Genomic DNA, 12,610 nt, shown 5'->3' on the forward strand with positions numbered 1-12,610 from the left:
AATGCTGTGTTTTACCCAAATTTACCAAATTCCATATTTCCCTTATATCCCCCTCCCGGATATCCCGGGAATCCCCCTCCTCCCGCCTTTTGCTACAGCCCCATGGTTGTAGCTATTTCAGCAAAAAATGTGATTGCACTTGTGGCCCTTTCCGCTTATTATATGGTTGGACTGATAATATCAATGCGGCAAAACCGCAAAGGGGGTAAACTTTCCGGCCTGCGTAACTGCGTCCGGGAAGCAGGGATTATGAAAGAACTGAAAAATCCATTCTGGCGCATGGCCGCCGAGTATGGTGTCATTACTTTAAGTATCTGGATTATGGTAGTGGGGATTTACTTTTTCAAATTTCCAAATCATTTTGCATTTGGAGGTGTGACAGGCTTTTCCACCGTGGTCAGCGAGGCAACCCGCTGGTCTGCAGGCGATTTCACATTCATTGTGAACACGGCCCTGCTCCTGCTGGGCTTTATTTTCCTTGGAAAAGGGTTCGGACTTAAGACGGTTTATGCCAGTATGCTTATGTCGGTCAGCCTTTCCATGCTGGAGCGCATCTGCCCCCTGGCCCGGCCCCTGACAGAAGAACCTCTGCTGGAGCTTTTGTTTGCAATCTTCCTTCCGGCCGTGGGCACCGCCATCCTGTTTAATATCGGGGCGTCCAGCGGAGGGACCGATATCATTGCCATGATATTAAAAAAGCACACCAGCCTTAATATCGGAACCGTCCTCATGCTGGTGGACGTGGCTGCCGTGGCTTCCTCCTTCTTTATATTCGGGCCGGAGACAGGGCTGTTCTCCACCATTGGCCTTGCGGCCAAGTCCCTTGTGATTGACGATGTCATCCAGAACATCAACCTATGCAAATGTTTCAATATCATATGTGATAACCCGGACCCCATCTGTGACTACATCATTAACACGCTGCACAGAAGCGCTACGGTCTACCACGCGCAGGGAGCATTTTCCCATAACGAAAAGACCGTCATCATGACCACCATGAAGCGCAGCCAGGCCCTGAAGCTGCGCAACTATATACGCGGGATTGAGCCTACGGCGTTTATGCTGATATCGAATTCCAGCGAGATTATCGGGAAAGGGTTTTTGACGAATTGAGCCGGGATGTGATGGAGCAGGGAGGCGGGGAGATAAGCACATATTTCAAAATTAAAGAAAAGAGAAAAACAGGAAGCGTAAAAACAAGAACAGTGTGCCAGGCTACGATGCTATGCCCCTGCACACTGTTTTTTAATTTCTAAATTGATTTTTGAATCCACCTAACAGGAAATCTTTCGCGGGTACTGGCATTATCTGAGCCAACCAGTCTTTTCTCCCTGATGTGGATATATGAAACGTAAAAGCCGTGGTATATAGCGGGTAAATGCATGCACTTGGAGCATTCACTCCCAATTCCATCCAAACTCCCCATTTCAAGACCCCATCCCCATCTTGGAATTCGTATTCAGCATCACATTAACAGATGCTGTCTTAGAATTCATCAAATGAACCTGCATAAGCTTTGCAGCTTGATTAATATCATCTGCAAGAAGGCAGTCACAGATAGCCAGATGTTCCTCCTGGGTAACCTTCAACCGGCTTTCTATCTTCTGGCCTGTCATGACGCGGAGCCGATGGTTCTGTGTGTAAATCTGATTCATAAGAGTAATCATATATTCATTACAACTGGAGTTGACAATCAGCTGATGCAAATCCCTGTCCCTGGCAAAGAGTACAGCATTCTCCGCAGCCCCACCAGAAGCCAGAAGCTCCCTCTGCTGCCTTAGAAGGTCTTTTGAAATATTCTTGCCATAACACTGGATGATATATGGTTCCACCAACAATCTGACTTCGAAGATTTCATTAACCAGGCCCAAGGTAATATCATTGACATAGATTCCTCTCTTAGGCATGATTTTCAAAAGCCGTTCCTGTTCCAGCTTATTAAGCGCCTCGCGGACCGGTGTCCTGCTGCTTCCTACCTCTTTCATCAACTCAGATTCAATCAGAAACTGGCCAGGCTGATATTCACAATTTGATATTTTTTCTTTAATCACTTCATATGCTTTATCTCTTAAATTCTGGTTATTCATATTATCATCACTGTCCGTTTCTTTTTCTTTCGCTATATTTATGGAAACTTTTTCATCTGCCCTCTTTCCACTATATTAAAACTTCCCCCCATTGTCAAGAAACCTTTAGACAAATTCAATAATTACCTTTAGCATGGTTCCCGCATTTTTATCAAAATCAGAGAATGCTTTTCCGCACTCTTCCATTGTATAGATATTGGTAACTATCTTTAATAAATCCATGCCACTCTTCTTTACAAACCGGATAGTTTCCTGAAAATCCTTCTTTACTGCATTTCTGGAACCAATAATAACCAGTTCTTTCTTCTGTATCATTGTAAAATTGAAATCCAGCGTATCCTTGCTTACCCCAATCAGGACCACCCTGGCTCCAAAGGAGGCAGCGTCAATACAATTTTGAAATGTAGCAGGAAGTCCTACGGCCTCAACCGTAATATCAAAACCGTTTTCCCCAGTAATCAGCCTGGTCTGCCTTTCAAGTTCCTCCCGGCTGCTGTTGACAAAGCAGTGGTCCGCCCCAAACCGCAGGGCGTCCTCCGCCTTTTTTTCCGAAATATCACATACTGTAACCACCGCACCAAATTCCTTTGCAGCTATGGCTGCCATCAGACCTATGGTGCCTGCGCCCACAATCAGTATATGTTCCCCCTGTTTTGGCGCTGCCCGTCTGACCCCGTGATAGCCTATACAGAACGGCTCAATCAGCGCTAATGTCCTGGCATCCAGTCCCTGGCTATCATATAAACGCTCCACAGGCATTGTGATATATTGCGCAAATGCGCCTTCCCTCTGCACTCCCATGGTCTGATTTGTCGTACAGCAGTTCACCAGTCCTCTTTGGCAGGAATAGCAGTGCCCGCAGTTAAAATACGGATTGGCTGTCACAACAGTACCGGCTGTAAGTCCTTCCGGGTTCTCATCAATCTCCATAATTTCAGCAGAAAATTCATGGCCAGGTGTCCTGGGATAAGTGACATACGGTGACATACCTCTATAGCTGTTTAAATCCGAACCACAGATACCGCCATATAAAACTTTCAGCAACGCCTCTCCTGGCTGCCGCTTGGGCATTTCAGACTCTCTCAGCACTACTTTGCCTGGTTCTTCGATAACAATCCGTCGATTCATTCAAGACTCCCCTCCATTCAGTCAGAAACTAAATCCACAGCTTTTCAGCACATCCAAAGGCATCAGGTATCTGGCTGTCTTCAGTGGGCTTACAGTCTGACATATCTGCAGATGGCCGACGGCCGACATCAGCATGGAAATATCATCAAATGCCATATCCATCCTGTCCTTCAAAATCAGGGCCATCTCATCTACACATGTATCCGCCGCGCAATCCAGGCTCTCCTCGCTGGAAATCGTACAAAAATGCTCATTAGTCACCAATATAGGATTTTGTATTTTCAAGTCTTTTCTTACTTTAAAAGTCAATGTAACAAAAGCAGGCGCCTCAATTGCAGAACAGTTTATCTCCCCATCCCCCATCCTTGCATGCACATCGCCCACAGCTGCCAGTGCTCCCTCAACAAATACAGGGAGGAATAAAGTGGCGCCCTCACGCATCATGGTATTGTCCATATTGCCACCAAATCTCCCCAGCATACCCGTAGGAACCGGGTCTCCCTCCGGCGTTACCCCCAGTACGCCCACCATGGGGTCCAGCTTTAACTTCAACCGGTTGGCAAAGGTAAGCTCATCGCCTTCAATAGGTGTTATTCTGTAGGTGGTCTCAGTAAAATATTTTCCGATTACCCCGTATTCGGCCTGGCATGTTATGACCGCCCTATCCTTGAACCGGATTTTTTCTATTTTTATCTCCAGCGTATCGCCTGGCAGGGCTCCCTCTATGTACACAGGGCCTGTTGCCGGATTTACCTTATCCTTGTCAAAGGACGTCTCCTCCAGACGCCTTCCTTCCTCTTCCAGCACATTTGACAGACAGTCCTTTGTCTCAAACTCTACTGTATCTCCTGACCGTATAGTCAATACCGGTTTATTATCTTTTGAAAACTCATAAAAAATATGATCATCGCTGATAAACATACTTCTTTTACCCCCTCACCCTGTTTTTCTGAATGATATCAATGACAACCGCCAACAGCAATACCAGTCCCTTAACCACCATCTGGATATCAATCTCCACACCGAGGATTGACATCCCATTATTCAGAAGTCCCATTACAAGTGCTCCAATCAAAGCTCCAATAATAGTACCCACACCGCCTGTTGCCGATGCGCCTCCAATATAACAGGCTGCAATGGCATCCAGTTCAAAGCTCTCACCGGCTTTTGGAGATGCCGCATTCAGGCGTGCCGTGAATACCAATCCGGCAATTGCCGCCAGGAACGCCATATTCACATAGGTCAGGAACAGGACCTTCTTATCATGTATGCCCGACAAATGGGCCGCCTTTTGGTTGCCTCCCAAAGCATACACATACCGTCCGCCTACTGTATTATTCATGATAAAACTATACACTATCACGATAACCACTACTGGGACCAGGACAATGGGCATCCCCTTATACATAGCCATTATGACTGAAAATGCAAGTATGACCCCAGAAAGAAGAATCAGCTTTGCCACAAAAAATTTCAGGGACAGCATACCCAGACCGTACTTTTTCTGCTGCCTCCGTTTCAGCATTTCTGAGATAATATATATAGCCACCGCACCTACACCGATTACTATTGTGGTTATATGGATAGACGAACCCTCTCCGCCAATATAATCCTTAATGAATCCTGTAGTCAGGGCCAGGAACTGATCCGGATAGGAGAAATAGGTCTGACCTTTTAAAATATAGTATGTAAGTCCTCGAAATACCAGCATTCCCGACAGCGTGGCAATAAAAGCGGGAATCCCAAACTGGGCAATCCAGAATCCGTGCCACGCGCCTGCCAATACCGCAACGCCAAAGCACAGAATTATGACCAGCCACATGTTCATTCCCTTTCCAATCATCAGGGAACCGCACATGGCTCCAATAAATGCTACCAGGGAACCTACTGATAAATCAATATTGCCGCCTGTCAGGATACATATCATCATGCCCACTGCAAGAATAACCACATATGCGTTCTGCTGTACCAGATTTGCCACATTCTGTGGCAATAGAAGAATACCTCCCGTGGCAAACTGAAAAAAGGCCGTAATACATATCAGTACGATTATCATGGTGTATTGTTTCATATTACTTTTAATAAGTTCCATTAATTCCTTCATCGGTGCACCTCTCTTCTACCCCTGATCAGAAACAATATTCTGCATTATTTTAGCCTGTGTCGCCTCTGCCGCATCCAACTCTCCTGTAATTCTTCCCTCATTCATAATGTATACCCGATCACACATACCTAATATCTCTGTCAAATCTGACGATATAAACAATGCACCGGCTCCTCCCTCTACCAGCCTATTGATAATTGAATAAATCTCATACTTAGCACCCACATCCACACCACGGGTAGGCTCATCCAGAAGAAGAATCTCAGGTTCCGTAAATATCCATTTGGCCAATACTACCTTCTGCTGGTTTCCTCCGGACAGGTTTCCTGCCTTCTGCCGGATTCCGGAGCACTTTATATCCAGTTTCCTGCAGTACTCCTCCGCCACCAACACATCCCTGTCATTATCTACCAAAGTATGCCTTGCAATTTTACTCAGACCGGCACTTGAGACATTCATCTTAATATCACCAATCAGATTCAACCCCAATTCCTTTCTATCCTCAGGGATATATGCGATTTTATTCTTAATGGCGTCAACAACATTATGTACGTTGATTGCAATGCCATTCTTTTTTATCTGTCCAGTAATTTTACAACCATAGGACCTGCCAAATATACTCATGGCCAACTCTGTCCTGCCCGCCCCCATCAATCCGTAAAGGCCTACCACTTCTCCTTTTTTCACATATAGATTCACATCCCGTACTACCCTGCGTTCTGTATAGACAGGGTGATACGCATTCCATCCGTTAACCTCAAAAATCCTGTCACCTATATGGGCATCCCGCTTTGGGAACCTCTCCGTCAGTTCCCTGCCCACCATTCCCTTAATAATACGCTCCTCAGAAAACGCAGCATCATTCCTGTCTAATGTTTCAATGGTAGTGCCGTCCCGTATGACAGTGATACGGTCAGCTACATAGCAGACCTCATTCAGCTTATGGGATATGATAATGGAAGTCATACCTGACTTTTTCAGTTCCAAAAGCAAGTTGAGCAGATTCATGGAATCCCGTTCGTTCAATGCTGCTGTCGGTTCATCCAGTATCAGAAGCCTCACATCTTTTGCTAAAGCTCTCGCAATCTCCACCAGCTGTTGTTTCCCTACCCCTATGTCCTTAACCAGCGTAGCAGGATTGTCATTTAAAGAAACCTGTTTCAAATACTTCCCCGCCTCAAACATAGTTGCTGACCAATTGACAATTCCACACCGCTTTCTTTCATTTCCCAGAAAGATATTTTCTGCTATGGACATATACGGGATTAGGGCAAGTTCCTGATGGATGATTACAATCCCCTTTTTCTCGCTGTCCTTTATGAAATGGAACCCGCACGGTCTGCCATCAAAAATAATGGACCCGGTATAGCTTCCATAAGGATACGTCCCACTCAATATGTTCATGAGTGTGGATTTACCGGCTCCATTTTCTCCCACAAGGGCCAGAATCTCACCTTTTTTTACATTCAAATCTACATTTTTCAGTGCCTTTACACCGGAAAACTCTTTTGAAATGCCTTCCATCTCCAATAAAAACTCTGACAAGCTGCACCCTCCTCTCCAAATCTGATTCTGCCCGCCCTGTTTTCCAATATACCTTTACAAGGAGGTATACCAGCAGGGCGGGCAGGGGAAAGTCTGTTACTGTTTAATGTTAAGCTGTTCTTCCGTATAATAGCCGCTATCAATGGTAAGTTCTTTCCAGTTATCCTTATCAATTACCTCCATGCCATATAAAAATGCAGGAATAGTAATTACACCGTTATCAAATGTGGTAGTATCATCTGGAACAAGTTCCTCACCTTTTGAAATAGCCTCGATTACATCTGCGGTCCTCTGAGCAAGGTTTCTTGTATCCTTAAAAATGGACATTGACATCTGTCCTGCCAAAATGGATTGTATGGCGGAAGGATTACCGTTATTTCCTGTAATAATGGGCATTGGCTTATCTGCGGTGCCATAACCGATATTCTTAAGCGTATTGCCCAGAGGAACACCAATGGAATCTGCCGGAACCAGAACTGCATCCAAAGACTCTCCATTTGAATAATAGGTCGTTACTAGATTCTCCATTCTGGCAGATGTCTTTTCCGGAGCCCAACCCTGAATGGTAACCTTCTCAATCTCAGTCTGACCACTTCTCACTACCAGCTGTCCATTATCAATATAGGGCTGAAGTAATTTCATGGCTTCTTCATAGTACCAATATGCGTTGACCTCATCCAAGCTTCCGGCAAAAATCTCAATATTGAACGGTCCTTTTCCCTCTTTCAGCCCCAGCCGGTCAATGATATATTCAGCTTGGATTTTTCCTACCTGCTTGTTGTCAAAGCCAATGTAGTAATCAACGTCAGGTGTATTAAGCACCATCAAATCATAGTTAATGACCAGTACACCTGCTTCCTTTGCTTTCTTCAAGACAGCTCCAAGTGAGCCGCTGTCTACCGGCACCACGATGATGGCCTTACATCCGGTTGTAATCATATTTTCAATCTGCGCAATCTGTGTCTGTGGTTCCAATTTCGCATACTGAAGGTCCAGCTCAAATCCTTTCTCTGCCAGACATTCTTTCATCTTCTCCCCATCCATTACCCAGCGCTGTTCCGATTTGTCCGTCATGGACATTCCAACCTTATCCCCCGGTTTAATGTCATATTGAACCTCACCCTTGGCTGCCTCTGTCTGCGCTTCTTGTTTCTCCTTTGTTTCTTCAGTGTCATTTGCTGCCGCCGTTGCTTTTGCTGTGGTTGACTCTGCTGATGCTTCCACTGGTTTCGCATTGCCGGAACATCCTGCCAATACGTTTGAACACATTACCACTGCCATCAATAATGCTGCCAATTTCTTCATACGCTTCCTCCTTTGGATATTAAATGTACCTATCATGTATACAACATGTTTATATAAGGAGTATAGCTCTATATAGTCGCTTTGTCAACTATATTTTTAGTTAGTTTGTATATTTATTTTTATATGTTTTAAAATTAATTATATTTAATGCACAATTTAAACTTTAATAATCTCCTTCTTTTTAAAACACAAAGAGCGGCCATCTGGCATACGGCATCTGGTTCTTTCTTATGTTTTAAATAAATAAGGATTTTGGAGCTAAGAAATGCACCTACAGTCTTCAAAACCCTTATTTATCCAAACATAAGGAAGAAACCAGCATCGTATTCCAGATAACCGCTCTTCCTATATTTACCTGCCCTCACACAAGGACATGCTTAAAAAAGCAACAAACTACCAGCTAATCCGCCGCATTCCCATCTCCCAGCTCAGCCGCCAAAGCCGCCAGATCCTTCCTTATCCCAATCCCCTGAGGACAGACCTTCTCGCATTTCCCGCACTGGATACACAGGTCTGCCCCGGCGCCGGCTTCCTGTTTTTCCTTAAACGCCTTCCTGGCCCTTTCCTCAACATCATACATGGCTTTTTCATTCCATATCGCGAAATTCCCCGGTATATCCACTCCGGCAGGGCAGGGCATGCAGTAGCGGCAGGCCGTGCAGCCGTTCTTAATGCGCGTCCGTATGGTCTGAGCTGCCTGTTCAATGATATTTTCCTCTTCCCTGCTCAAGGGTACGAAGGGGCTGAAGGTATTTATATTATCCTCCAGCTGTTCCTCGGAGGACATGCCGCTTAATACCAGCTTCACGCTAGGATGGCTGCCCACCCAGCGCAGGGCCCAGGACGCAGGGGAACGCCCGGGATCTGCTGCCTCAAGGATTGCCTGCGCATCCCCGGGAAGCCCGGACAGCATGCCGCCTTTTACAGGTTCCATGACAATAACGGGAATCCCCATCTTGCTTGCCAGTTTATATCCCCGGTCCCCTGCCTGGATGTTCCTGTCCATGTAATTATACTGGATCTGGCAGAAATCCCACTGCCTGTAGGTGATGATTTCCCTGAAAACCTCATAATCATCATGGAACGAGAATCCAAGATGGCGGATCTTCCCTTCCTGTTTTAACTGCTGCGCCCACTCAATGATACCGGAACCTTTAAGCTTCTCCCAGCGTTCACGGTTCAGGGCATGGAACAGGTAATAATCCACATAGCTGACCTGAAGGCGGTCCAGCTGCTCATCGAACACAGCCTGCGCCTCATCCGCCGTATTAACCAGCCATACAGGCAGCTTGGTTGCCAGATAATAAGAATCCCTTGCATACTTTGCCAGTATCCGCCCCAGGAACGGCTCGCTCTCCCCATCGTGGTAGGGATACGCCGTGTCTATGTAATTCACGCCGGCCTTCAGGGCCGTGTCCAGCATCTTCCCAGCCCTTTCCTGGTCAATGTCCCCGCTTTCCGTCTTGGGAAAGCGCATGCATCCAAACCCAAGCAGGGATACCTTGTCCTCAGCCTTCTGAAACCTCATTGTCCTGTATTGCATGATAAAATCCTCCTTTATTAGTAAATCATTCCCACTCCATGGTCCCCAGGCTTTCCAGCAGCCCAAACATATAGTCCGTATACCGCTCCGCCACCTCAATCACCACAACATCCGGCTTAAGCTCCCTGACAGCGGCGGCGCAGTCTTCCGTACGGTAATCCATCAGTGTCACCTGGGGATATTCCTTTGCAAAGTACTCCGCCATATGGACGCCGAAGGAATCCCTGAATATAAGAACGTTCCGTTCCTCATCCTGTACATCGGAAATGTAACGGGTGACTGTCTCCCTCTGGTTCTGGAAGTCCAGGGAATAGGTGATATCCTCACGGTAGTCCGCCACCTTCAGGAACGGGTCGTCATCATAATATTTCTGAAGGTTCAGCATGACGGCCAAATCCCCGCTGAAAGTTCCCCTGTCCTCTATGGTATATCCCATGTAGGACTCCGGGCCGAATTTTTCATGGTTGATATCCGTAATCAGCATCCGCGCTGCCAGGAAGGCGCCCATATCATTCCAATGGGTATCGTATTTGCGGTAAATCTGGCACCAGTTCTGGCTGGCCTGCCTGAATGACTCCAGCGGATAATACACATCGGCATCCGTATGTTCCTTAAGATAGGCGTATAAAAGGTCCGCCCTGGATTCCTCATTCACCACCTTAATGGAAGACGGCATGTATTCACTATACACCTGCTCCTTGTTGGGGACAATATATAAAATGAATTTTATTCCCCGGCTGTCAAGATTCCTGTCCGCCGACCGCAAAAAACCGGCAAACTGCTCCAGCTGTCCTTCTGAATAATGGTTGGTTCCCTGGTAATCCGCCAGACTGTCCTCCATTTCCCCCTTTAACTTATAAAACATCCACCCGTCCTTCCCCATGAGCACCGCATCCGAGGACACCTCGCCAAACACCCGTATATCCGCCAGCTTCACAAATGCCACCAGTGGGTTCTTAAAAGCCAGATGGTCGTTAAAGTAAGCATCATAAAGGCCGGGATACCGGGAAAGTCCCTGTATGTCCAGCACAGGTTTCTCCTGATAAACCCGGTTCTCATAATTTTCCGTATCCACATATCCCTTCAAGGGAATGAACAGAATACGTGGCAGCACCATCATTGCCAGGAACATGCCTGAAACTATGTATGCTTTCATCCGCTTATTCATCCAATGCCAACCTCCCTGCCGGACTGGGCCAAAAGCCCTGGGGCCTGTTTGAAAATTCATTCCCGCCATCTGCACGCCCCACTTCGCGGCATATTTGGTCCCAATTCGGTCAACGTAGCCCGCTACGCCTCCCTCATCGGGACCAAATCTCCCACAAAGTGGGACGCACAGCTAACGGAAAGCAATTTTCAAACACGCCCTAAAACCTGAAATAAATGAATGGATTATATGTACTGCCCACAGCCACCGCGATGCTGTATGCAAACAGCAGGATCAGCCCCGCTCCCTCCATAAGGGAAATGCCTTCCTCATCCGTCATATGGCGCCTAAGTCCTGGCGCCAGGGCCTGGGCCGGGCCGCAAAGCACGATTCCAATCATCATGAATACCGTTGTTTTATGTGTCATGAACATGGAAATGTCATAAACCCCCGGTCTCATGGCAAACATCTGCCCAAGAAGCATGACCCCTCTTGTAAGGGAATCCGCCCGGAACATGGTCCATCCGATGACCGTGACAAAGAACATATACAGGAAACTTATGATTCCTGGTAAATGTTCCAGGCGTTTTTTCAGGAAAAGCCGTTCCGCCACCTGCAGGACGCCATAGTACAGGCCCCAGGCAATGAAGGACAGCCCGGCCCCATGCCAGAAACCGGTGCAAAGGAATACAATCATCAGGTTCAGGCAGGTGCGCATGGTTCCCTTCCTGCTTCCGCCTAACGGAATATACAGGTAGTCCTTAAACCAGCTGGACAGGGAAATGTGCCACCTGCGCCAGAACTCCCCCACATTCCGCGCCAGATACGGGTAATTGAAATTCTCCGGCAGATTAAAGCCAAGCATTTTCCCCAGCCCCACCGCCATATCGGAATACCCTGAAAAATCAAAATAAATCTGAAGGGTATAGAGAATCCCGATGTACCAGCCCAGCCCTCCGCTGATCTGCTCTATGGGATGGGAAAGTACCTTATCCACCACACTTCCGAACTGGTTTGCAAGAATCAGTTTCTTGGAAAGTCCATAGATAAAGCGCCTGGCCCCGTAGGCAAATGTCTCAGGCGTCACACGGCGGTCATGGATACATGCGTCAAAGCCCCCATAGCGGACAATAGGCCCCTGGATCATTTTCGGAAAAAATAAAATATACAGCGCCAGGTGGGACAGGCGGCTTTCAGCCGGTATATCCCCCCTGTATACATCGATGACATAAGAAATCATCTGAAAGGTATAAAAAGATATGCCAATGGGCAGAAGCAGGTTCCTGGGGGCCATGATCTGCCTGCCGGACAATTTCCCCAGTAGGTCCGTAAAAAAATCAAAATATTTAAAATATCCCAGAAAGCCCAGGTTAAATACCAGAAGCAGGATTAGGACGGCGGGACGGCACCCAAAGCCTTGAGACCGTGAATCCGCAGCCTTCCCCATGAGCCGCGCGCCACAGTAATTGACCAGAAGGGATAGCAGCAACACCCAGATGTACTCCTGTTCACCCCAGGCATAGAATATAAATCCGGCTGCAATCATGAACCAGTTTCCGGTCCTGGGGGGAAGTATTAAGTTGAGAATCAGGACACATGGCAGAAACAGCCATAAAAATATCATTGAACTGAACAGCATGGCGGGAGAATCCTCCTTTTTTTAGGCGTGCCCAGGCGGGAATGAATGTCCAAAACTGCCTGGGTATGCGTACATGGAATCCCCATCCAGAAGGGCGGGGCTGAATCCGTAC

Annotated in this window: 10 protein-coding genes and 1 pseudogene; 2 read left to right on the forward strand and 9 right to left on the reverse strand. The window is 46.9% G+C overall.

What is annotated here, in order from left to right; genetic code table 11:
• The first annotated feature begins 249 nt into the window (after nucleotides 1-249).
• Nucleotides 250-1,113 (forward strand): YitT family protein, encoded by an 864-nt coding sequence (locus tag LK536_RS46355; protein ID WP_025485238.1) that lies wholly within the window; start codon nucleotides 250-252, stop codon nucleotides 1,111-1,113.
• 314 nt (nucleotides 1,114-1,427) lie between these two features.
• Here LK536_RS46355 and LK536_RS46360 read toward each other — a convergent pair whose 3' ends face one another.
• The 8 genes from LK536_RS46360 to LK536_RS46395 all read right to left on the reverse strand — a co-directional run bounded on the left by LK536_RS46360 (nucleotide 1,428) and on the right by LK536_RS46395 (nucleotide 10,880).
• Nucleotides 1,428-2,087, reverse strand: a complete 660-nt coding sequence (locus LK536_RS46360) for a GntR family transcriptional regulator (protein ID WP_227795714.1) — start codon at nucleotides 2,085-2,087, stop codon at nucleotides 1,428-1,430.
• 105 nt (nucleotides 2,088-2,192) lie between these two features.
• Nucleotides 2,193-3,215, reverse strand: coding sequence for a zinc-binding alcohol dehydrogenase family protein (locus LK536_RS46365; protein WP_227795713.1), 1,023 nt, complete (start codon nucleotides 3,213-3,215; stop codon nucleotides 2,193-2,195).
• Nucleotides 3,216-3,236: 21 nt separating this feature from the next.
• Nucleotides 3,237-4,136, reverse strand: a complete 900-nt coding sequence (locus LK536_RS46370) for an acetamidase/formamidase family protein (protein WP_227795712.1) — start codon at nucleotides 4,134-4,136, stop codon at nucleotides 3,237-3,239.
• Between the two features lie 7 nt (nucleotides 4,137-4,143).
• Nucleotides 4,144-5,319 carry a multiple monosaccharide ABC transporter permease gene (gene mmsB / locus LK536_RS46375; protein WP_227795711.1) on the reverse strand — a complete coding sequence of 392 codons (1,176 nt, stop codon included), beginning with the start codon at nucleotides 5,317-5,319 and terminating at the stop codon, nucleotides 4,144-4,146.
• Nucleotides 5,320-5,334: 15 nt separating this feature from the next.
• Entirely contained in the window at nucleotides 5,335-6,864 is a 1,530-nt protein-coding gene (locus LK536_RS46380) for an ATP-binding cassette domain-containing protein (protein WP_227795710.1), read from the reverse strand.
• Between the two features lie 96 nt (nucleotides 6,865-6,960).
• The gene (locus LK536_RS46385) at nucleotides 6,961-8,169 is read right to left on the reverse strand and encodes a substrate-binding domain-containing protein (RefSeq protein WP_227795709.1); all 1,209 of its coding nucleotides are present in this window, start codon (nucleotides 8,167-8,169) and stop codon (nucleotides 6,961-6,963) included.
• A 400-nt stretch (nucleotides 8,170-8,569) separates the two neighbouring features.
• Entirely contained in the window at nucleotides 8,570-9,712 is a 1,143-nt protein-coding gene (locus tag LK536_RS46390; protein WP_227795708.1) for an aldo/keto reductase, read from the reverse strand.
• Nucleotides 9,713-9,737: 25 nt separating this feature from the next.
• Complete coding sequence (locus tag LK536_RS46395; RefSeq protein ID WP_227795707.1) at nucleotides 9,738-10,880, reverse strand: alginate O-acetyltransferase AlgX-related protein; 1,143 nt, start codon at nucleotides 10,878-10,880, stop codon at nucleotides 9,738-9,740.
• A 108-nt stretch (nucleotides 10,881-10,988) separates the two neighbouring features.
• On the opposite strand from LK536_RS46395, the pseudogene LK536_RS46400 reads away from it, so the two are divergent.
• Nucleotides 10,989-11,090, forward strand: a pseudogene (locus LK536_RS46400) (DUF6783 domain-containing protein); the annotation flags it as partial.
• On the opposite strand, the gene LK536_RS46405 reads toward LK536_RS46400, so the two are convergent.
• Entirely contained in the window at nucleotides 11,080-12,498 is a 1,419-nt protein-coding gene (locus LK536_RS46405; protein WP_008720290.1) for an MBOAT family O-acyltransferase, read from the reverse strand. The pseudogene LK536_RS46400 and the gene LK536_RS46405 overlap by 11 nt on opposite strands.
• Nucleotides 12,499-12,610 lie beyond the last annotated feature (112 nt).

It is taken from the genome of Clostridium pacaense (assembly GCF_020709765.2).
GTDB classification, from domain to species: Bacteria; Bacillota; Clostridia; order Lachnospirales; family Lachnospiraceae; genus Enterocloster; species Enterocloster hominis.

What these genes read in the sequence shown, in the direction of transcription:
- LK536_RS46355 (WP_025485238.1), top strand. Translation starts at nt 250, where the DNA reads ATGAAAGAACTGAAAAATCCATTCTGGCGCATGGCCGCCGAGTATGGT.
- LK536_RS46360 (WP_227795714.1), bottom strand. Translation starts at nt 2,087, where the DNA reads ATGAATAACCAGAATTTAAGAGATAAAGCATATGAAGTGATTAAAGAA.
- LK536_RS46365 (WP_227795713.1), bottom strand. Translation starts at nt 3,215, where the DNA reads ATGAATCGACGGATTGTTATCGAAGAACCAGGCAAAGTAGTGCTGAGA.
- LK536_RS46370 (WP_227795712.1), bottom strand. Translation starts at nt 4,136, where the DNA reads ATGTTTATCAGCGATGATCATATTTTTTATGAGTTTTCAAAAGATAAT.
- mmsB (WP_227795711.1), bottom strand. Translation starts at nt 5,319, where the DNA reads ATGAAGGAATTAATGGAACTTATTAAAAGTAATATGAAACAATACACC.
- LK536_RS46385 (WP_227795709.1), bottom strand. Translation starts at nt 8,169, where the DNA reads ATGAAGAAATTGGCAGCATTATTGATGGCAGTGGTAATGTGTTCAAAC.
- LK536_RS46390 (WP_227795708.1), bottom strand. Translation starts at nt 9,712, where the DNA reads ATGCAATACAGGACAATGAGGTTTCAGAAGGCTGAGGACAAGGTATCC.
- LK536_RS46395 (WP_227795707.1), bottom strand. Translation starts at nt 10,880, where the DNA reads ATGAATAAGCGGATGAAAGCATACATAGTTTCAGGCATGTTCCTGGCA.
- LK536_RS46405 (WP_008720290.1), bottom strand. Translation starts at nt 12,498, where the DNA reads ATGCTGTTCAGTTCAATGATATTTTTATGGCTGTTTCTGCCATGTGTC.